This is a genomic window from Paenibacillus sp. FSL R5-0923 (assembly GCF_038009145.1).
Lineage (GTDB): Bacteria > Bacillota > Bacilli > Paenibacillales > Paenibacillaceae > Paenibacillus_AQ.
This window is the reverse complement of record NZ_JBBPAT010000001.1, coordinates 3,213,054-3,230,820: the sequence shown is the minus strand read 5'-3', so window position 1 is coordinate 3,230,820 and position 17,767 is coordinate 3,213,054. Positions and strand designations below refer to the sequence as shown.

The 17,767-nt window shown below is 41.0% G+C and carries 11 protein-coding genes; 1 reads left to right on the top strand and 10 read right to left on the bottom strand.

Annotation, left to right across the window (positions count from 1 at the left end):
• Positions 1-106: 106 nt before the first annotated feature.
• The 3 genes from MKX35_RS14315 to MKX35_RS14305 are packed head-to-tail and all read right to left on the bottom strand — an operon-like array spanning position 107 to position 3,719.
• Positions 107-1,243, bottom strand: coding sequence for a glycoside hydrolase family 18 protein (locus MKX35_RS14315; RefSeq protein WP_076299359.1), 1,137 nt, complete (start codon positions 1,241-1,243; stop codon positions 107-109).
• 4 nt (positions 1,244-1,247) lie between these two features.
• The gene (locus tag MKX35_RS14310) at positions 1,248-2,348 is read right to left on the bottom strand and encodes an acyltransferase (RefSeq protein ID WP_081382839.1); all 1,101 of its coding nucleotides are present in this window, start codon (positions 2,346-2,348) and stop codon (positions 1,248-1,250) included.
• 45 nt (positions 2,349-2,393) lie between these two features.
• On the bottom strand, positions 2,394-3,719 hold the full coding sequence (locus MKX35_RS14305; protein ID WP_076299301.1) for a glycosyltransferase: 1,326 nt from the start codon (positions 3,717-3,719) through the stop codon (positions 2,394-2,396).
• A 643-nt stretch (positions 3,720-4,362) separates the two neighbouring features.
• Between MKX35_RS14305 and MKX35_RS14300 the strand changes: the two genes are divergently transcribed.
• Positions 4,363-5,712 (top strand): lytic polysaccharide monooxygenase, encoded by a 1,350-nt coding sequence (locus MKX35_RS14300; RefSeq protein WP_076286507.1) that lies wholly within the window; start codon positions 4,363-4,365, stop codon positions 5,710-5,712.
• A 378-nt stretch (positions 5,713-6,090) separates the two neighbouring features.
• On the opposite strand, the gene MKX35_RS14295 is transcribed toward MKX35_RS14300, so the two are convergent.
• The 7 genes from MKX35_RS14295 to MKX35_RS14265 all read right to left on the bottom strand — a co-directional run bounded on the left by MKX35_RS14295 (position 6,091) and on the right by MKX35_RS14265 (position 17,649).
• Complete coding sequence (locus MKX35_RS14295; protein ID WP_076299302.1) at positions 6,091-7,926, bottom strand: hypothetical protein; 1,836 nt, start codon at positions 7,924-7,926, stop codon at positions 6,091-6,093.
• Between the two features lie 138 nt (positions 7,927-8,064).
• Positions 8,065-9,645 carry a response regulator gene (locus tag MKX35_RS14290; RefSeq protein ID WP_076286509.1) on the bottom strand — a complete coding sequence of 527 codons (1,581 nt, stop codon included), beginning with the start codon at positions 9,643-9,645 and terminating at the stop codon, positions 8,065-8,067.
• Positions 9,646-9,661: 16 nt separating this feature from the next.
• Positions 9,662-11,467 (bottom strand): sensor histidine kinase, encoded by a 1,806-nt coding sequence (locus MKX35_RS14285; RefSeq protein WP_042189645.1) that lies wholly within the window; start codon positions 11,465-11,467, stop codon positions 9,662-9,664.
• Positions 11,468-11,587: 120 nt separating this feature from the next.
• The gene (locus MKX35_RS14280) at positions 11,588-13,945 is read right to left on the bottom strand and encodes a hypothetical protein (RefSeq protein ID WP_076299303.1); all 2,358 of its coding nucleotides are present in this window, start codon (positions 13,943-13,945) and stop codon (positions 11,588-11,590) included.
• A gap of 137 nt (positions 13,946-14,082) precedes the next feature.
• On the bottom strand, positions 14,083-15,714 hold the full coding sequence (locus MKX35_RS14275; protein ID WP_042189649.1) for an extracellular solute-binding protein: 1,632 nt from the start codon (positions 15,712-15,714) through the stop codon (positions 14,083-14,085).
• A gap of 56 nt (positions 15,715-15,770) precedes the next feature.
• Complete coding sequence (locus MKX35_RS14270) at positions 15,771-16,652, bottom strand: carbohydrate ABC transporter permease (protein WP_076299304.1); 882 nt, start codon at positions 16,650-16,652, stop codon at positions 15,771-15,773.
• Positions 16,653-16,695: 43 nt separating this feature from the next.
• Entirely contained in the window at positions 16,696-17,649 is a 954-nt protein-coding gene (locus MKX35_RS14265; RefSeq protein ID WP_076286513.1) for an ABC transporter permease, read from the bottom strand.
• Positions 17,650-17,767 lie beyond the last annotated feature (118 nt).

Sequence of the window (17,767 nt, the reverse complement as noted above, 5' to 3'; positions counted from 1 at the left end):
CGACTTCGGGCATAGACTTCAAATCAGCTTTAGGATAGCTAAAGAAAGAAAACACAAAAAAGAGGAATAAGCCTCTTCAGACTATTCCTCTTCTATTTAGCACTTGCTACTTATTCAGATTATCAGATAAGTACTTAACAATGCCGTCGTCAGAATCTTGAGAATACTCCCACACCATGACACCAGCCAGTTTTTTATCTTTGATATATTTAACTTTTGCCTGCAAGGCCTCTTTATCTTCATACGTAATAAAAGTATCACCATCATATAAATAGGCCGTCTTCGCTGTATCGTCAAAGTATCGTTTAAATCCATCTTGGATCATATATTTTTCTTTTATCGTCTTGTAGCTTAAATCTACTTTGTCGATATTGATAGGTTTACCCAGTAAAAATGAGGCCTCCTTATTCACATCACTTTTAACATTCTCCCATCCGTAGGAATAAGCTGGAATACCTAGGAGAAGCTTGCTCGGATCAACATCACGATCTAAATATAAATGAATAATACGATCCACGCTGGTTTTGCTCTTTTTATGCTTATCTATAAATAAATTCGAATTATACCCTGTTGTATCTGACCAAGCTCCAGTCAAGTCATAGCTCATGACATTAATGAAATCCACATACTTTTCTACTTTTTTAACTTCAACGTTTTTGAAGAACCACTCTTCATTCCCTGCAGCAAAGGTTAAATAGTAATTTTTATTTTTACGCGGGAGTCTATCCAATTTTTCATCAAGTTCCTTCATTAGACTAGTAAAGTTCTTGGTATCCTCAGGTCGGGCTTTAGTCGTATTCCAGGAATCAAAGGCTGGATATTCCCAGTCTATATCGATCCCATCTAAATCTAACTCCTTAACCATTGCGATCATACTCTCAGTAAAGGAGTACCGGTTTTCATCCAATGAAGCATCGGAGAATCCGTCCGCTTTATACCCACCAACACCAAGTATGAAACTCGTTTTTTTATTATTTGCTTGCAGTTTCTTTATATTTTCTTTAATGATCTCATTTTTAGCAGGGTCTAGATCAAAATATACATTGGTTTTATTAATTTTGGCAAAGGCGAGAATAGCAATATCAATGTTTTTGTCTTTTAGCTTAAGATCTTTAAAATCTTTCCATAACGGTATGTACACGGAGGTTATTTTTTTGTCTGAATCATTGAGATGGTAATAGTAAATTCCCATGCCTATAGCTAATATAGCCAGGAAGACTTTTGTATATATACTTATTTTCATCATGTTAACTTCTTCCCCCAAATAATACATGTGTAATATATTTATTTAGATTTAAGACTTTAACCGTGATATAGCTAATTAAGAATACAATAATGACATTAAAAGTAAGGTTGCCTATAGATTGGAGTAGAGTAGCTTGTATTTCTGCTCTTCTGGATACCAATATTTCAATCAACAAGTGAATTAAGTAGATACTAAAGCTAGCTTTGGAAATGGAGCTGATTATTTTTTTGACTTTGTAATTTAACTTCTCGCTAATGGCGGTTTCTTTTTCTTTAAAATAGATAAACGTTCCAATAGCCATAAAAAATGTCGTGAGTGAATAGTTTCCATAGAACATTTCATCTAGCACACCACTGTACAAGGAAGAAAAATAGGTCGCTAATGGCGTTACAAAAAAGGATATAATGCCTAAATTAAAGAAAAGATTTTTGGCTTTCATCGATATCGTATAGTTAAAGAGATAATATCCCAGGATAAAATATCCTAAATAACCCATGAACAAAGGGATATTGGTTATAGGAATATTGATATATTCGGAGGTCAATCTGAATACAAGATCAGAGATGAATTTATAAACCACACTTATCAAGAACCATATCAGCAGATAATATTTTATATCCTTTTCACTGCATACTTTTACAAGTTTACTAATTAAAGGAACTGTTATATAGATCGCAATAATCGCGTATAGAAACCATAAATGTATATAATTCTTATCAAAGATTAAACCATACGAAAAATGAATGAAAAAATCATAAACGCCCATGCTGCTTTTTTGAATGAAATATTGGGTGTAAACGGCATAAATGAGTGACCAGCTAACTAAGGAAATGATTAAAGGAAGTACTTTTTTAATATAAAACTGCCGATATGATTTCACTTCCACTCGAAGGATCATCGCACCGCTTATCATAAAGAACACGGGCACAGCAAATCTGGATATCGAATTAAAAAAGTTGCTAATCCACCAAGCGGTTGTATTGAAATCATTTGTCCTTGTAAGCAAGTCTGCAGTGTAGTGCAGAATGATGACTGCAACGATGGCCATTATTCGTAATACATCTATAAATATAATTCGTTTATCATTCAATATATGATTCATAAGTACCTCCGGATGGGTAGTTTGTTAATAGCTACAGTTAGGAGACTAGCTGATACTTGAAACCCCTTTTCTCTCAACGAATCCCCAGCCCTCGTCATTATCAAAATATTTAAACGTGCCTACGATATTCATATAAAGCAGCAGATTTCGATAGGTTAGTAATTCAACTTGGCTAAACACAAACATCCGAATATAATCTTTAACTGAATAATTGCTGCCATATTTTTTGCATAAATAGAGAGAAATCCCGATTTGCAGCGCATTAATGACGATAACAGACAACAAGAGAATAATGGCCTGAAATAAATTGGTACCCAGAAAGAGCGATTGTATAAGATAAAAAACGCTTGTAAATGCTGTTAATGTACCTAGGATAAAACCATCTATAGCAAAAAAGAGACTGACGCCAACGCTAAACTTTCGTGATAATTTGGACCAATAGATTAATATGCAATCTACAAAAGCTTTTTGCCAGCGTATTCTTTGTTTATAAAAGTTACTTAAGTTTTCTGGACATTCCGTGTAACATACAGCTTCTGGCGCGTATACGAGTTTCTTATTTAAGTTATTCGCTTTAATAAACTCGTGAATTTTTAAGGTAATATCAATATCTTCTCCTACAGTACTACGAAACCCGTTAACATCCACCAATATACTCTTATAAAAGGCACCAAATGCGCCTGAAATAACTACGATTGAATTAAAAACAGATTGTGTTAGTTTTCTAACATAAAATCCATGGATGTAACTGATAACTTGGCTTTTTATAATCCCTTTACCAGTAAACTTATCTTGGATAACTCCATTTCTTTTCTCAGCACCCTGTACGATCTTCACAGTCCCACCTAAAGCGATGATCTTATCATCTTGAAAATATTGATTTACATATTTAAGCGAGTTTATTTCCAGCATGCTATCCGCATCCAGCGTAATAACAATATCAGAATTCGCACAATCGATGCCGGCGTTGAGAGAATCTGCCTTTCCGCCGTTGAATTTATCAATTACAAATATTTTTTCATATTTCTCCGAATGATAAATCCCTTTAATAGCGCCGTATGTAAGCTTGCCCTCTGCTTCTCTGTCACTTATTGATAAGTCCAAAAGCTCATTTAATTTTTGAAACGTCTGATCCTTCGAACCATCATTAATAATAATGACTTCATAGTTACTGTAATTTAGGCCCTCCATTGCATCTATGCAATTCTTAATGGTGAGCTCCTCGTTATAAGCAGGAACTAAAACGGAGATCGATTTTTCAGCACAATCGTTGTTCAATTTCTTAACTTTACTGAAAAATAAAGGGATGACTGTGTAAAGAATTTGAAACCCAATAAAAATGAAGGTTGACAAATAAAAAAAGTATTGCATCTCCTCACTCCTTTTTATCTATTTAAAGCTTATAATTCTATGAATTGAACTGTTCTCCAGACAGTTAATCCCACACTAATATCAATTACTTACATCCTTTGTAAGTAATTCCAACTAATAATAGTAAATAAAACCAAAAATAGCAACCTTTGAAAGCGTTGTTATTGTAATTTTCTGAATAATATATAATTTACCGCTTTATTTTTCATACAGTATTTTTCATTTTTCATCACAAAAAAAAAGAAAAGAAAGAGAGAGAAATTAAGAAAATAATATATTTTGTCGTTTAATCATTCTAAATGAATCTTTCAAATTCCAAGAATTATATGGAACGATAAGGGGAATATAGATCGTGTTCCGAGGGAGAATTTTCATACTAAAAAATAGCATATTCTTTCTAAATTTGGTAGACAAATACCATTTATTTGCATATAATCACTATGGTGTTACAAAAATTGTTATCATTCAATGAATTTAGCCCTACGCACCTTTTTCTCTTACCTTTCATGTCGATATATGAGCTCTTTATGAGTTTATATAAATACGTTCAACAAAGAAAGGAGTTGTAATTGAGACAAAACGTTCGGGACTGAATGCATCATTTGTTCGCAGTGCATATTTTTATATAAAAAGGAGGAGTAAAATGTCATCTATCCGTATTTCTCATTCACCTAGGGTAAAGTTGTTAGCTTATGGGAGTATGATCTTGATTTTTTCATTGGTTGTAATGTTATTCCCGGAAAGATCCTTTTCTCACGGTTATGTTGAAGGACCTGCTAGCCGGGCTGCACTCTGTAAATCAGGACAAAATACAGATTGTGGCCCGATTGTTTATGAGCCCCAAAGTCTAGAGGCACCTAAGGGGTTCCCTGCTGCAGGGCCAGCAGACGGGAAGATTGCAAGTGCTAACGGAGCTTTTCCCAAGCTTGATGAACAATCGGCTACACGCTGGTCTAAAGTCAACATCTCTGCCGGACAAAATACATTCACTTGGAAATTGACTGCCGCTCATTCGACGGCCAGCTGGAAATACTATATTACAAAGCCCGACTGGAATCCTAACGCCGCTCTTACTCGGGACTCATTCGACCTTACTCCTTTCTATTCGGTGAACTATGGAGGTGTACAGCCACCCTTCACTTACTCAGACACGTTTAACGTTCCGGAACGTAGTGGATACCACGTCATCTTGGCTGTGTGGGAAGTCGCAGATACTCCGAACGCCTTCTATAATGTCATTGATGTCAACTTTAGCGGAAGCAACCCTGTCGATACCCAAGCTCCTTCCGCACCAGCAGCTTTGACGGCAACTGCAAAAACATCCACCAGCGTTTCATTGGCCTGGAACGCATCCACGGATAATACCGGTGTAACAGGGTACCAAGTATTTAACGGAACTTCATTGGTTGCAACCGTATCCGGCACTACATTAAATTACACCGTATCTGGATTAACCGCGAATACTGCCTATACCTTTAGTGTCAAGGCAAAAGACGCTGCTGGAAATGTCTCAAATGGAAGCAATTCCGTCAGTGTTACTACTAATGCACCCGTTGGTAATGATACGGAAGCACCCACAGCCCCCGGCGGCTTACATGTTATGGGGACCCCAACATCCTCCAGCATTCAGTTAATGTGGAATCCGTCAACGGATAATGTTGGTGTTACAGGCTACCGTATTTATAGAGGAACGACATTAATCACCACTGTACCTGGCTCCACAACGGATTATACGGTAACAGGTCTTAGCGCCGGTGCAACATATACGTTCAATGTACATGCCTTCGACGCCGCAGGCAATCAATCAGTGGCCAGCACCATCAATGGCACAACCGCTACAGCCTCTACAGCCCCAGCTTGGGCACCCAATACCCCTTACACAGTCGGTACATTGGTAACCTACGATGGTTCTGTGTATGAATGTCGTCAAGCCCATACATCGTTAACCGGTTGGGAGCCTGCTAATTCCCCGGCGCTATGGTTGTTAAAGTAATGTTGTAATAAAAACATTAAATACCTAAATCTTAAAAAACCACGAGATACAGTGAAACTGTATCTCGTGGTTTTTTACTGTTTCGATCATATCGTTCAATTACCTTTTCACAAATTTTGGCACTCGTACATGGCCGACAATTTTCATGATAAACTAACGTTAAATATTAACTTACCTCATTACAACTGCTGGCTGGGCTTAGTAATATTTCCATATTAAAATCGGAGGGAATACATGAAAACATTTATACTCAAATGGAACCAATTGAGCCTGGTAAAACAAATACACTCGGAACGGTTACGGTGAGATTGATATAGCTTCCTACAGCATCCATAACCCCTACAGCCTTCAATCCGGAGGCATAGTACTTGTTTATAATCAGCGCGCCTCCACCAACGGTTCAACGGTTCCGGTTTCCATCTCCACATGGATAGGCTTTAAAGTTACCTCAAGATAGTCAAGGTCTGCTGTGTAGAGGTCATTGGAATCCTTTTGGATTTTAATTTTGTTGGTCCCCGCTTGCAGGTTTACCGTTCCGACGCCAGATACTTTCTTCCATGAGGAGGCAGACTGGTCCCATCCAGCATTTGTCTTGGGGAATGATGCCTGGAACTTGTAAATTCCATTTACATAGACGCTTTGGGCGGCATCCGCCCCCGATCCGTTCGCATAGGCAATATCCAGTATATAGTCTCCGGCTACAGGCACATCTATTGTAACTTCCGCGAAACTCCCTACACTGTTCATAACGGCCACAGCTTTTCCAAAGGATGCATAATTCTTATTGGCGGCAATTGGCCCATTCAATTGACCATTTTCAAATTCATAGTGCTTCCCGGATGTCCCATTCAACACTTGAACTTTCCCAGAGCCTGTAACATTAGCAGCGGAAGTATTGGCGACCAAATTGCCTTTATAATATACGTTGTCAAATCTTACATAATATTTATCACTAAGATAGCCTCCAGTGGTTTTATCAAAGTATACATTCTTCAGGTTGAAATTTTTATTGGAGGATACATTCAGGTCAAAATACAGCAAGTTGTCCCTAGTCGAACCCGGCTCGGTATAGAGATTTTCGATCGTAAAATTATCGATATTGTCCTGAATTTTACCCCATATGCTTCCCAGTACATTTGTTTGCTTTATGGCATAGAAGTTAGAAATGCGAACAGTTCCAATCGAGCTGGTATCCTCGCCCGGCTTAGTTCCCTCAATTCCCTGAGCGAAGATGGCTGAAGTTTGAGCAATGCCGGCATGTTCGGGGAAATAAGCAATGTAATTATCGATCGTTACATTATCGGTTTTGCCCCACCAGCCAATGACAAGATTATTATCACCGGATACACTGAAGAAATTCTTAACATCTACCCCATTATTTCCACCAAGCGATAAACCGTCAGAGCATCTAGCATCGCTAATAACTTTAACATTGTCTATGGACACATTGTCCGTATTACGTACAACCAGTTGATGGATCAGATTGTCGTTAAAATTTCGTACCAGGATGAAATCCCGCAACTCGACATTGTTGGATTTATAGAATACCATGTTGTTTTCAAACTCTGATTCATTCGGATTCACACCTGTATCATAGGCAACAACAATTCCTGGGCCCAGAATTTTTAGGTTGGAATTGTTAGCGGTATCAATTCTGGCATGCAGAACAGCTCCCGGCATGAGGAAAATCGTCTGATTGTCCTGCATCGTGAGTTCATTATTAGCGGGATAATGCGCCCCTGCTTGATAGACGGTTGCACCGGCAGGAGGCGTCGCTACAGGCGGATCCCCGAACAAGAAAAGCTCTTTATTCGGATCGTTGTCGATCTGAATAATAATTTTGCTTTTTTTATAATCGTTTAACGTGAACTGAAGCTGGTTGGCCGCCGGTTTAGTATACGTTATTCCGTATTGGGAAGGCATAATATTAGCTGATGTGAAATTGGACTTGTACTGTACCTTAACAGTCACCGTACCCGTGAATGCGAAGCTGGTAACTGCTTTGGGGGTAGCGGCCATTCCCGGTGCAGTCCATACGGGTGATGAAGTGTTTTCGACCCACACCTGAAAATCACTGTTTGAAGCGAGACTTGCCGGAAACGGATAGACTGTACTAGTTCCTGCTGCTTCGGCATGCCGGACATAACCGACTGTAAACGCTACCAAAAAAGATAAAAAAAACATCCAATAAAACCTATTCTTAGCCCAAGTCATTTTTTCTCCTCCTCTAAACTTGTGTTGTAGGGGACTACAATCTGAATATTAGCAACACTGCCTGTAAAAAAGAATGGAAAATTTCAAGAAAGCGTGCCATATTTATTGAAATCGCATTTATTGTTGTTAAAAATAACCCTACATGTGGAATATGCTTTTTTCTTTATATTCCTTAGGTGTAATTCCCACATTTTTCTTAAATACCTTGCTGAAATACTTCTCATCATTGAATCCGGTTTTGGTTGCGACCTCGTACACTTTGAACTGGGGATCTATTAGGTATTCCATTGCCTTGTTTATTCTGACATTCACAATATAATCGGTTAAGGATATGCCCTCCTCCTTTTTGAACAACACACTGAAGTAGGAAGGATTCATGGAAACCTGATTTGCCAGCATATCGAGATTGATTACCTTGTGGAAATTCTTCTGGATGAATAGTTTGACAAGAGCAATTGATTTATTGTCTCCTGATTTTGTTCCTTCTTTATGGTCATAGGTACTTATCAATACTAAAGTATCAATAAAGCGCTTATTGGCCGCCGGTAAAGAAGTACATTCCTCCAGTTCCTCCACGAATTGATAGATGTTATTAGCCATAAAAACACCGGCCTTTTCGGAACCGTTTATACCGGACCCCACCTGTATAAGCAAGCTGCAAAGCTTGTCCTGGTATTCCTTCACCGTTACCATTCCTTTTATACTTGTCTCATTGCACCTCTGATTGATGAAGACTTCCAGCCTCCCGGTGTCCATCATTCTGAGCATGGATATCATTTGGGTAATATCAGATTCGTTAAAGTGCAACCTGTCAGCGAGTTTAGGCAGTTCATCTGCAAAATAAATATTCCCTTCGCCGTATACCAATTTTTCCATGAAGGCGGCTTTGGCCTGCCTAAACAGCGTGTACAGAGGCACAGATTTACTGCTAATACCGCTGACTCCCCAGTTTACTCGAAGCCCTTTTTCCCGGAGATATTCATTTATTTCGTTTAAGGAGGCTCGAAGTTCTCTCAAACCGTCTCCTTTTTTTATGTTGATGATAGAGATCACACTGTTTTTCACATGCGGAACAGACAGTACCTGAGGAAACATTGCCACCAGCTTACTGCCGAGCATAGTTGCAGGGAGAATACTTCCCTGTCCGGCATCTGAAAAAAGTTGCAGGTGGGTAAACTGTGCATATAAAATGATGAAATGCGGGCAAGGCATTTCAATCCTTCGTTCGGATAAAAACATTTGAAAGACCTCATCGCTCCCACCAGCGCTTAGCAGCATATCTTTAAGCATATTCCCATCTGTCTCGGAGAGGCTCCCAGGAGGCAGTTCTTCCGTTCCCTTTTCCTGGTCCAGATCGTCCAAAGCCCTCTTCAGGGCAGCCTCCAGATCCTGTCTCTTGATCGGTTTGAGCAAATACTCGGTAACCTTAAAACGAATAGCTTCCCTGGCATATTCAAATTCACTGTAGCCGCTGAAAATAATAACCCGGCTATCAGCACCTATATCCCTTATTTTTTTAAGAAATTCAATACCGTCCATATGAGGCATTTGAATATCGACTATAATAATATCCGGCTTGTGTTTCTCATATATTGCCAAAGCTTGGACTCCATTTTCGGCTTCCACCACTTCCCTGAACGAGAACCCAAGATCGTCGATAATCACTCGCAACCCTTTTCTAATGATGTTCTCATCATCTACGATCAATAATGAATACACGTTCATCCCTCCTTGGTTAATCAATAACCGGAATGCTGATATAAATTCGGGTTCCTTCCCTCATTTCACTTTCAATCTCTATACCATAGCAGCTTCCATACGCCAGCTTAAGCCGGTCATTGACATTGGACAGACCGATTCCATTCTCACCTGGGGATAACCTGTTTTTATGGTTGTTTTCCAACCGTTCTCTCAAGGCTCTGAGCTTCCCGGGCTCAATGCCGTTCCCATTATCGCAAATTGTGAATCGGATATTATTTTGGTATACCTCGGCCGAAATTTTGATGACACATTGACCATCAAAGTTGCGAAACCCGTGGAGGATTGCATTCTCTACGATCGGCTGAAGGATCAGCTTCAGCATCTTTAACGAATATATCTGCTCTGCAATCGAGCATACCAGCTCCAATCGGCCGTTCATCATCAAATTCTGCAAACTGCAATAGCTCCTGATTTGTTCGATTTCTTCCGTTATCAGGACCAGCCTGTTGTCTTTTGTCAAATTGTAGCGGACCATAGCGCCCAATGAGGTTAACGCATCGGAGATTTCCCTTTCCCTGTTGATCTCGGCCATCATCTTGATGGTCTCCAGCGTATTATACAGAAAGTGGGGATTCACCTGGTTCTCAAGCGCTTTCAACAGCGCATCCTTCTGAAGAATTTCCGTTTTGTATACCGTCTCGATCAGTTCATTTATCCTGTTAAGCATTCTATTAAAATCCTTGCCGAGCTCGTCAATTTCATCATTTCCTTCAATTACCACTTGGGTATTCAGGTTGCCCTTCTGGACGCTCCTCATGACCTTTACGAGCCTTTTTATTTTCTTCATCAGTTTTCTGGAAAAAACATAGGAGATGAGAATCATCAAGATAAGTGCGGCTACGAGACAAACTACGAAGGTGTTTCGCGCTTTCGTGGTTTCTTGGATAACCAGATTCTGAGGAAACATTCCAATAATTCTGTAGTTAGGATTCTCTAATGTCTGGATTTCCGTCAGAAAGGACTGGCTTCCCACCTTCGTAACGAAATTGGATGTACTTTGTTCAGCCTTGTTTAATTGGGAGGATAGCTGTGAGAGAACACCTGCCGGGTGATGATTGGATTCATAGACCAGTTGACCTACGCTATCATATACGAACACGGCTCCCTGTTTGAACTCCTCCATCTTGCCGAGACCACCAAAAATAGCGTCAGGTGCAATAAAAATTTCCAGCAGCGTGTTTCTATCGTTGGTTGTATAGGATAACATAGGCACGAACAAGGAGATTTCCTGATCGCGAATCGCTGGGTTTTTGACTTTGTCATAATCCAAAATACGGGCTTTGTGGAGATTCTCCCAGTATGGAGCGCTGTAGGTCGCCTGGATCGCTTCTTCAAACCATGCTTCGTTACCGTAAGGCTTAGAATGGTAAATCCATTCATTCTGAAAGGTGTTGTCATTCGCAGTAAAGAACCGGAAGTGATACTCCGTAGTCTCCAGGCTGCGGACCCAATCCATAAAAGAATTGAGGTAATGATAGGAAAAATCAATCTTGTTGGTATCGGACATATATAAATCATCAAAATATGAAATCAGCAAAGGGTATTGCGCAATTTGGCTCCCGAGTTTTCGGTAATCGTTAAAAATTTGATGCACATTCTCTTTTTCTTTTGCCAAGGCTTCCTTGAGGGCGGTCTTAGACTGATCCTCCACATATTGGACAGACCGAATGTAGATAAAAACAGCCGACAAGGTTACGGGTATGAGAAGGACAAGCACAAAGGAAATCATGATCTTCCAAGTATAGCTGGTGTTTACGGGTCCCCGAAGCATTCTTAACATAACTCGTCCCTCTCTGTCCCTCAATATCCACTGCCGCGACCGTATTTATTATATCAATACTTACTGAAATCGACAAAAAATGAACATTTTTCGAGCTTTACTGCCCTCTTACATGGGAGATTACCCTAATTCAATTTCAATCCATTTGTTCTCCGGTGTAATCTCGCAACGGATTCCCTGAGCAGCCTCAATACGACCCTGGTATACTGACAAATACTCCGTTTGAGATATGATTGTGATTCTTTTCTCTGTAGCAAGCCTGATTCTTCCCCTTATATCACCAACAAAAAAATAACTAAACTCGGGAGCCGTGCTCATAAAAACCAGGCAATTTTCATGAAACGTAACTTCACCATTCAAAGCAATCGGCTTACCCTTCTGGCTGTGAATGCCGCTCGATTTAAACCAGGTATCCACTGCCCGCGGCCACACATACCTGGAGAGAGAATGGTCTGGCTTCAGCGGGTATCGGTGGACCAGCACCCCAGGTTCCGTGCTATAAGGAATATAATCCGGAATATAACAGGCATATACAGTGCCATCCTGTTGAATCTTGCTGAGATTGGTTAGGTAAGCATTGTAGGAAGAGAGCAGCCTGTTCATATCCCCTGTGAGGAGTGAGTAATAGAAATCGGCTTCTCCCCGCCAGATCGTCCAGGCATGTCCTGCATTGATGCACGGGCCGTCCTGATCGCCTTCCCAGATGGTCTCCCACCATCTGAAGGATGACTGGTACATCCGGGCATCAGGCGTGTACATCTTCCAGGCATCATGAAGCCGTAGAATACTTTCGGCAAATCGAATGTATTCATGCTTGAATTCAATGTGAAAGCAAACATACAGAACGGATAATGCCGTGCAGGAGATCGAGCCGTCCTCCATCTCCGACTGTGAGTATTCCTGATCCCCCTCCGTAGGGAAATGAAATCCCCGTTGCAGCAGATAATCCGCAATTTTCACGGCTGCTGCTTGAAAGACAGCCTCTCTGGGATCTCTCCTCTCCCCAAGCACCTTCGCCATATCCACCACTGCAATTACAGGGGCGCATACGGTGGTATAATCGATCTCTCTTCCTTTCTCATAACACAGGATGGCCCCATTCTCGGCAATATGCTCATGGAGCAGGTTCAGCAAGGTATCAATCGCATACTCCAGATAGCTTGAATTGCCAAATGCTTGATAAGCAGATAGAAGAATAGACACCCCAAAAAACTGCTCTTGTATTCGGGTTGACTCGAAGATATGGTAAGGCCCATATTCCCGACCCTCAAACCTGTGCGGATAAGGTACGATGGAGCATCCTGGCGTAGGGGAGACTCCGGACAGATTCAATATTTTATGATCAATATGTTCTAAAACCCTGTCCGCCAATTGCGGGTCCACCCCAAACCGCTTGATATGTTCACACAGAGCCCAGCACCACACCCCTCCCTCAGCAAGATTCTCATCACAGTGATAGGGTTGTTCGATAGTACTGCTCGCCTTGCGGAACAGCTCGTTCCAACCGCTGAAGCTGAATAATACACAGTCCAGGCTGTTCAGGGAATTTCCAAATGCTTCAACCCTGTAGAATCCCTCTTCACAAAGCCTAATTGAAACCTGATATCCGCCGCTATCTTCTACTACATGCTCTGTAATATCCGTGCTGTTACCTGATGGTGAATGAAGGATAATTTTGTTATATACTCCTTCAATAGTCATGGGAAGCTCTGTCCCCAATGTTCCCCCTGCAACCGGAAAATAGGGAACAGGGGATCCCAAGGCGGAGCTCGCAAGCGACATGGCCTCCCTGTACGTGTCGGGAAAGTCGATCCTAAGGGCTATCGTATGTTTTTGTTTCGTGCCTGAATCTGAAACAAAAACATCATCAAAGCTCTCAAACATCTTCAATCCGAGAATAAAATGTCCAAAATTATTGGGAGAATACTCCAGTCGCCACCCAGCCAGGGGTTGAGGTGAGGTAACCAGAACCCATCTGCCGTTAGGCCTTGTCATTAGATAATAGGAGGCTTTGCCGTCTGCTGAGGTATAGGGGGATGTCGGGATCACCTGATCCTCATATCCTGTGCCTAACTTCCCTAAAAAATTGAAATCAAGGTTCATGCCGAATTGGCTGATATTCGTGTCTGCAGCTTCAATGGAAAGGATAAAAAACTCGTCCATAAATTCGTATTTTAAGGTGGAGTTATATTCGAAATTGGTAAAAACGGCACAGGAACCTCTCAGATAAGAAAAAGAATGGGTGATGAGTTGGTCATCTATAACGATGTGTTTCTTGGACTCTGCGACATGGCTTATTTCTGTATGGTATGATTTCTTGTCTTTAAAGGTTGCGGCCAAGCTCCCGAATCGCCTGTTGCGGTCAACAAGGTTCACCCGGTTAGCATCTTTATTGTCATACAATTCCCTGATGCAGCCAGAACCTTTCTCGATGACAATGTCATACCCTTTTTTGCAGATTTTAATGGTTTCCTTCATTGTATCCCCCGAATAAACGTATAACGCGGATTTGTAGTGGATTTAAGAGTTTTCCTTGCGAAAAGAAGAAGGATGAGCCTGATTCTCGTCACACTCATCCACTTCTTTGATTAACATTATTTTATTGCTAAGCTGACTTATTTAAACTCCGCATACTTAGCGGTCCAAGCAGCCTCCAGTTTTGCCAAACCGGTGTCTTCCGCCTTCTTCACAAACTCATTATAGGTATCTAAAGCGGCACCCTCGTTCTTGGCCATAACCATTTTAGGGTAGTACGCTTTGGAGAGCTCATTGAGCTTATTTTGGATAATCCCTTCTTCAGAAGTGGACAATGGATGAATAAGTCCCAATGCGATATCCGCTTCTTTGTGCGGCTTGACAATGCTCTCCAAGTTCTTTCTGTAATCTGTCTTCTCGGAATCGGTAAGTGCAGCCATTCTGCCATGGATATAGTCATCCGAGAAAGCAAAGTAGGTGGATACCCCTGTTTCCTTCTGATATTTGCTTCCGTCGGTTTCGTATAAGGTCTGGAATTCCGGAGTCCGTCTTGGTACTTGCTTCCCATCGATCTCCTTCATCTCCCAATGAACGCCCTTTACCCCATAAGCATCAAGCTCTCTACCTGTTTGAGAAGTCATAAAAGAGATGAATTTAGCCAGCCGTTCAGGGTCAGCGACTTTCTTGGAGATCAGCGTAGCTGTCCAACCAGAGCCATCTTTGAAATACTTACCATCCGGGAAATACGGTAGAGGCTCCCAGCCCACTTCCGGATTATCCTGAGTTTTGATCGTTTCGTTAAAATCATTCACGATCCCTGAGAATACGATCGTATCCCCTTTTTGTTTCTTAGCTTCTTTAATATCCTGCGCATCTACGAATGATTCAGAGGACATTAATCCATTCGTGTACATTTTATTCATGAACTTTACGAATTCAGTGAATTTCGGATTACGCACACCCGATGTGAGCTTTCCATCCGCGTTTACATCATATACATGGATGCCGAATTGGGTAGCAGGGAACATATAACCTTGAAATTCACCTGCTTTAAAGAAGGTCAGATCTTTGTTGAAAGCCCCGAAATACCAGCCGGTAAGCTTAGGAAACTTTTCCTTTGCTGCTTTCACTGCATTAAAGAATCCGTCAGGCGTTGACATATCTGGTTTTCCGATTGCCTCATAAACATCACTTCTGATAGCGCTTACTCCATCACCTCCGCTAACCGTATTATAATCTGATTGTTGAAGGTCATATGGGGTAACGAGAAACGACGGGAAGAAATATTGCTTTCCATCCTTATAGTTGTAGTATTTAAAGACCTCTGGTTCACTCTGCTCCCTAATCTCAGGCGCATATTGATCAATAAAATCAGAAATCGGCAAAACCATGCCATTCTTGATCATTAAATCGATGGCGGGATCATCCTTGTTGGTTGTAATCAAATCAGGAATGTCACCGGAAGCAACCATCATATTTAGCTTGGTATTATCACCAGAAGTTGCTTTGCTTAATTCAATCTTTACATTGGCCTGCTTTTGAATTTCCTGACCGGAGGGCGAACTTGTCCAATCGACATTGAACCAGTCATAATTATAGAAATGCTTGATAACTAGAGGTTCCTGCGTCAATTCTTCCGAACCCGCAGTTGCTTCTGTACCCGTTGCTGGCTGACTTGAACTCTCCGCATCCTTATTCGATTGACACCCGCTAAAAACAACAGCCATCATTACTGCCATAAAGATTGACACAATCCTTTTTCCCTTACTCATCTTCTTTCCCCCTTTTTTTGTGTGTATATCAAGGCAAGTGACCTAGATATCGAGCATTATCCTTTTACAGAGCCCACCATCATGCCCTGGACAAAATATTTCTGCAGGAATGGATACGCGAGAGCTACCGGAACGACGGACACAACCATAGTTGCATACTTCATGGAATCAATAATGTTAATATTCTGCTTACCGGCTCCGAGATAATTTGCAGCAATCGCGGCTCCTTCCGATTGACTGATGATCTGATAAAGAACCAGTTGCAGGGTGGCCAGGTCTGGTGAATTGGTGTAGTAGGCTGCATCAAACCATGAATTCCATTGCTGTACTCCATAGAACAACGACACGGTGGCCAGAATCGGCGCAGACAACGGAAGGGTTATTTTCCAGAAAACACGCCAATCATTTGCACCGTCTATCTTGGCTGATTCCTCTAACGCATCGGGAATGGAGGAAAAAAAGTTAATAAACAAAATGGCATTAAAAAATGAATACAGGGAAGGTATGATATACACCAAGAAGGTATCAATTAATCCAAGTGAGTTGAGCAGCAGATAGGTTGGAATGATTCCACCAAAAAAATACATGGTGATTACACCCGTCCGGATATAGAAGCTTCTAAGGGCCAAGTATTTTTTAGATAAGGGGTAAGACACGCAAGCAGTAAACAATACGCTTGCAATTGTACCCAAAATCGTTCTCGCCCCTGTAATTAGGAATGAATGAGCTAACTTGCTCTCTGTAAAAACAATCTTGAAATTCTCAAGTGTGAATTTTCTTGGAGATAAATAGATGAAGCCTTTTTCGGCGATGTCATTGGCATCATTCAAGGATATGATGAATGAGTAGTACAATGGATACAACGTTACCAGGGTGACAATCGACATAAGAATAAACAGAACTATGTTGATGACTTTGTCTTCTGTATTTCCCTTCATTTCCTTCGCTCCTGACGGTTCACTTTATACGGGAATTTGCTTGTTAATATAAACTGGTGTTTGTTAACTTACGGCTGACTGCATTTGCTCCACTGAACAGCACAAACGATAACAATGATAAGATTAACCCTGCAGCAATAGCATAAGAGAAGCGACCTTGGGAAAGCCCCATATTTACGATATAGGTTTCCAAAATCATGGAATTGTCATAATTGAGCGAATTCCCAAAGAGTAGAGATTGCTGCAGATTTGATCCGGAGAGTCCTCCGTAAATCATGCTTCCAATACTAAGGATAACTACCATCATAATTGTGGATTTAATGGACGGAATAGTGATGCTAATCATTCTTCTGATGCGACTTGCTCCATCCACCACAGCAGATTCATATTGTTCTACAGGAATCGCAGCAATGGCAGCGAGATATATAATCGCCCACCACCCGGTCTCTTTCCAGGTGTCAATAATTGCCATCCAGATCCAGAAGCCTCCGGGAGAATTCAGATGAGCTTGGGGCTCATTGGTGAAACCAAGCGACATCAGTACATGATTGACAATGCCATCGGTGTTGAGCCACATAATAAACAGTCCTGCAACAACTACCCACGAGATAAAGTGCGGAAGATAACTCGCCGTCTGAACGATTTTTTTCAGGGTCATATTCTTGATTTCGTTAAGCATTAAGGCAAACAAAATCGGCATGATGATGGCAAAAACCGTCTTCGTTAAACTTAACCCGAACATGTTTCTTACCGAATTCCAGAACAACTCATCGTGAAACAGTTCTTTAAAGTGCGCGAAGCCTACAAATGGACTCTTTAGAATTCCCAGAAAAGGATTATAATCAAAAAATGCTGCAAAAAGTCCGACCATAGGGATGTAGCAAAAAACAATTAGCCATATAAGACCAGGTAGCACCATAAGTTGAAGATATTTCTGTTGCCTTAGCGAATTTCCGATTCGTGAAAGCTTTATTTTTTTCCCTGCTTCATTTGACATTGTAGCTTCCTCTTCTTTTTCGTTTTGTAAAGCTCGGCCGGCCTACCAACCCTGTTACAAACCTTATTATAAAGGGGATTAAAATTCCGAAACACAGATAAAATATACATAAGGTGCA

Coding starts and splice junctions, on each gene's coding strand:
- MKX35_RS14270 (WP_076299304.1), bottom strand. CDS start 16,652: ATGAAGGGAAATACAGAAGACAAAGTCATCAACATAGTTCTGTTTATT.
- MKX35_RS14315 (WP_076299359.1), bottom strand. CDS start 1,243: ATGAAAATAAGTATATATACAAAAGTCTTCCTGGCTATATTAGCTATA.
- MKX35_RS14310 (WP_081382839.1), bottom strand. CDS start 2,348: ATGAATCATATATTGAATGATAAACGAATTATATTTATAGATGTATTA.
- MKX35_RS14265 (WP_076286513.1), bottom strand. CDS start 17,649: ATGTCAAATGAAGCAGGGAAAAAAATAAAGCTTTCACGAATCGGAAAT.
- MKX35_RS14275 (WP_042189649.1), bottom strand. CDS start 15,714: ATGAGTAAGGGAAAAAGGATTGTGTCAATCTTTATGGCAGTAATGATG.
- MKX35_RS14305 (WP_076299301.1), bottom strand. CDS start 3,719: ATGCAATACTTTTTTTATTTGTCAACCTTCATTTTTATTGGGTTTCAA.
- MKX35_RS14295 (WP_076299302.1), bottom strand. CDS start 7,926: ATGACTTGGGCTAAGAATAGGTTTTATTGGATGTTTTTTTTATCTTTT.
- MKX35_RS14300 (WP_076286507.1), top strand. CDS start 4,363: ATGTCATCTATCCGTATTTCTCATTCACCTAGGGTAAAGTTGTTAGCT.
- MKX35_RS14280 (WP_076299303.1), bottom strand. CDS start 13,945: ATGAAGGAAACCATTAAAATCTGCAAAAAAGGGTATGACATTGTCATC.
- MKX35_RS14285 (WP_042189645.1), bottom strand. CDS start 11,467: ATGTTAAGAATGCTTCGGGGACCCGTAAACACCAGCTATACTTGGAAG.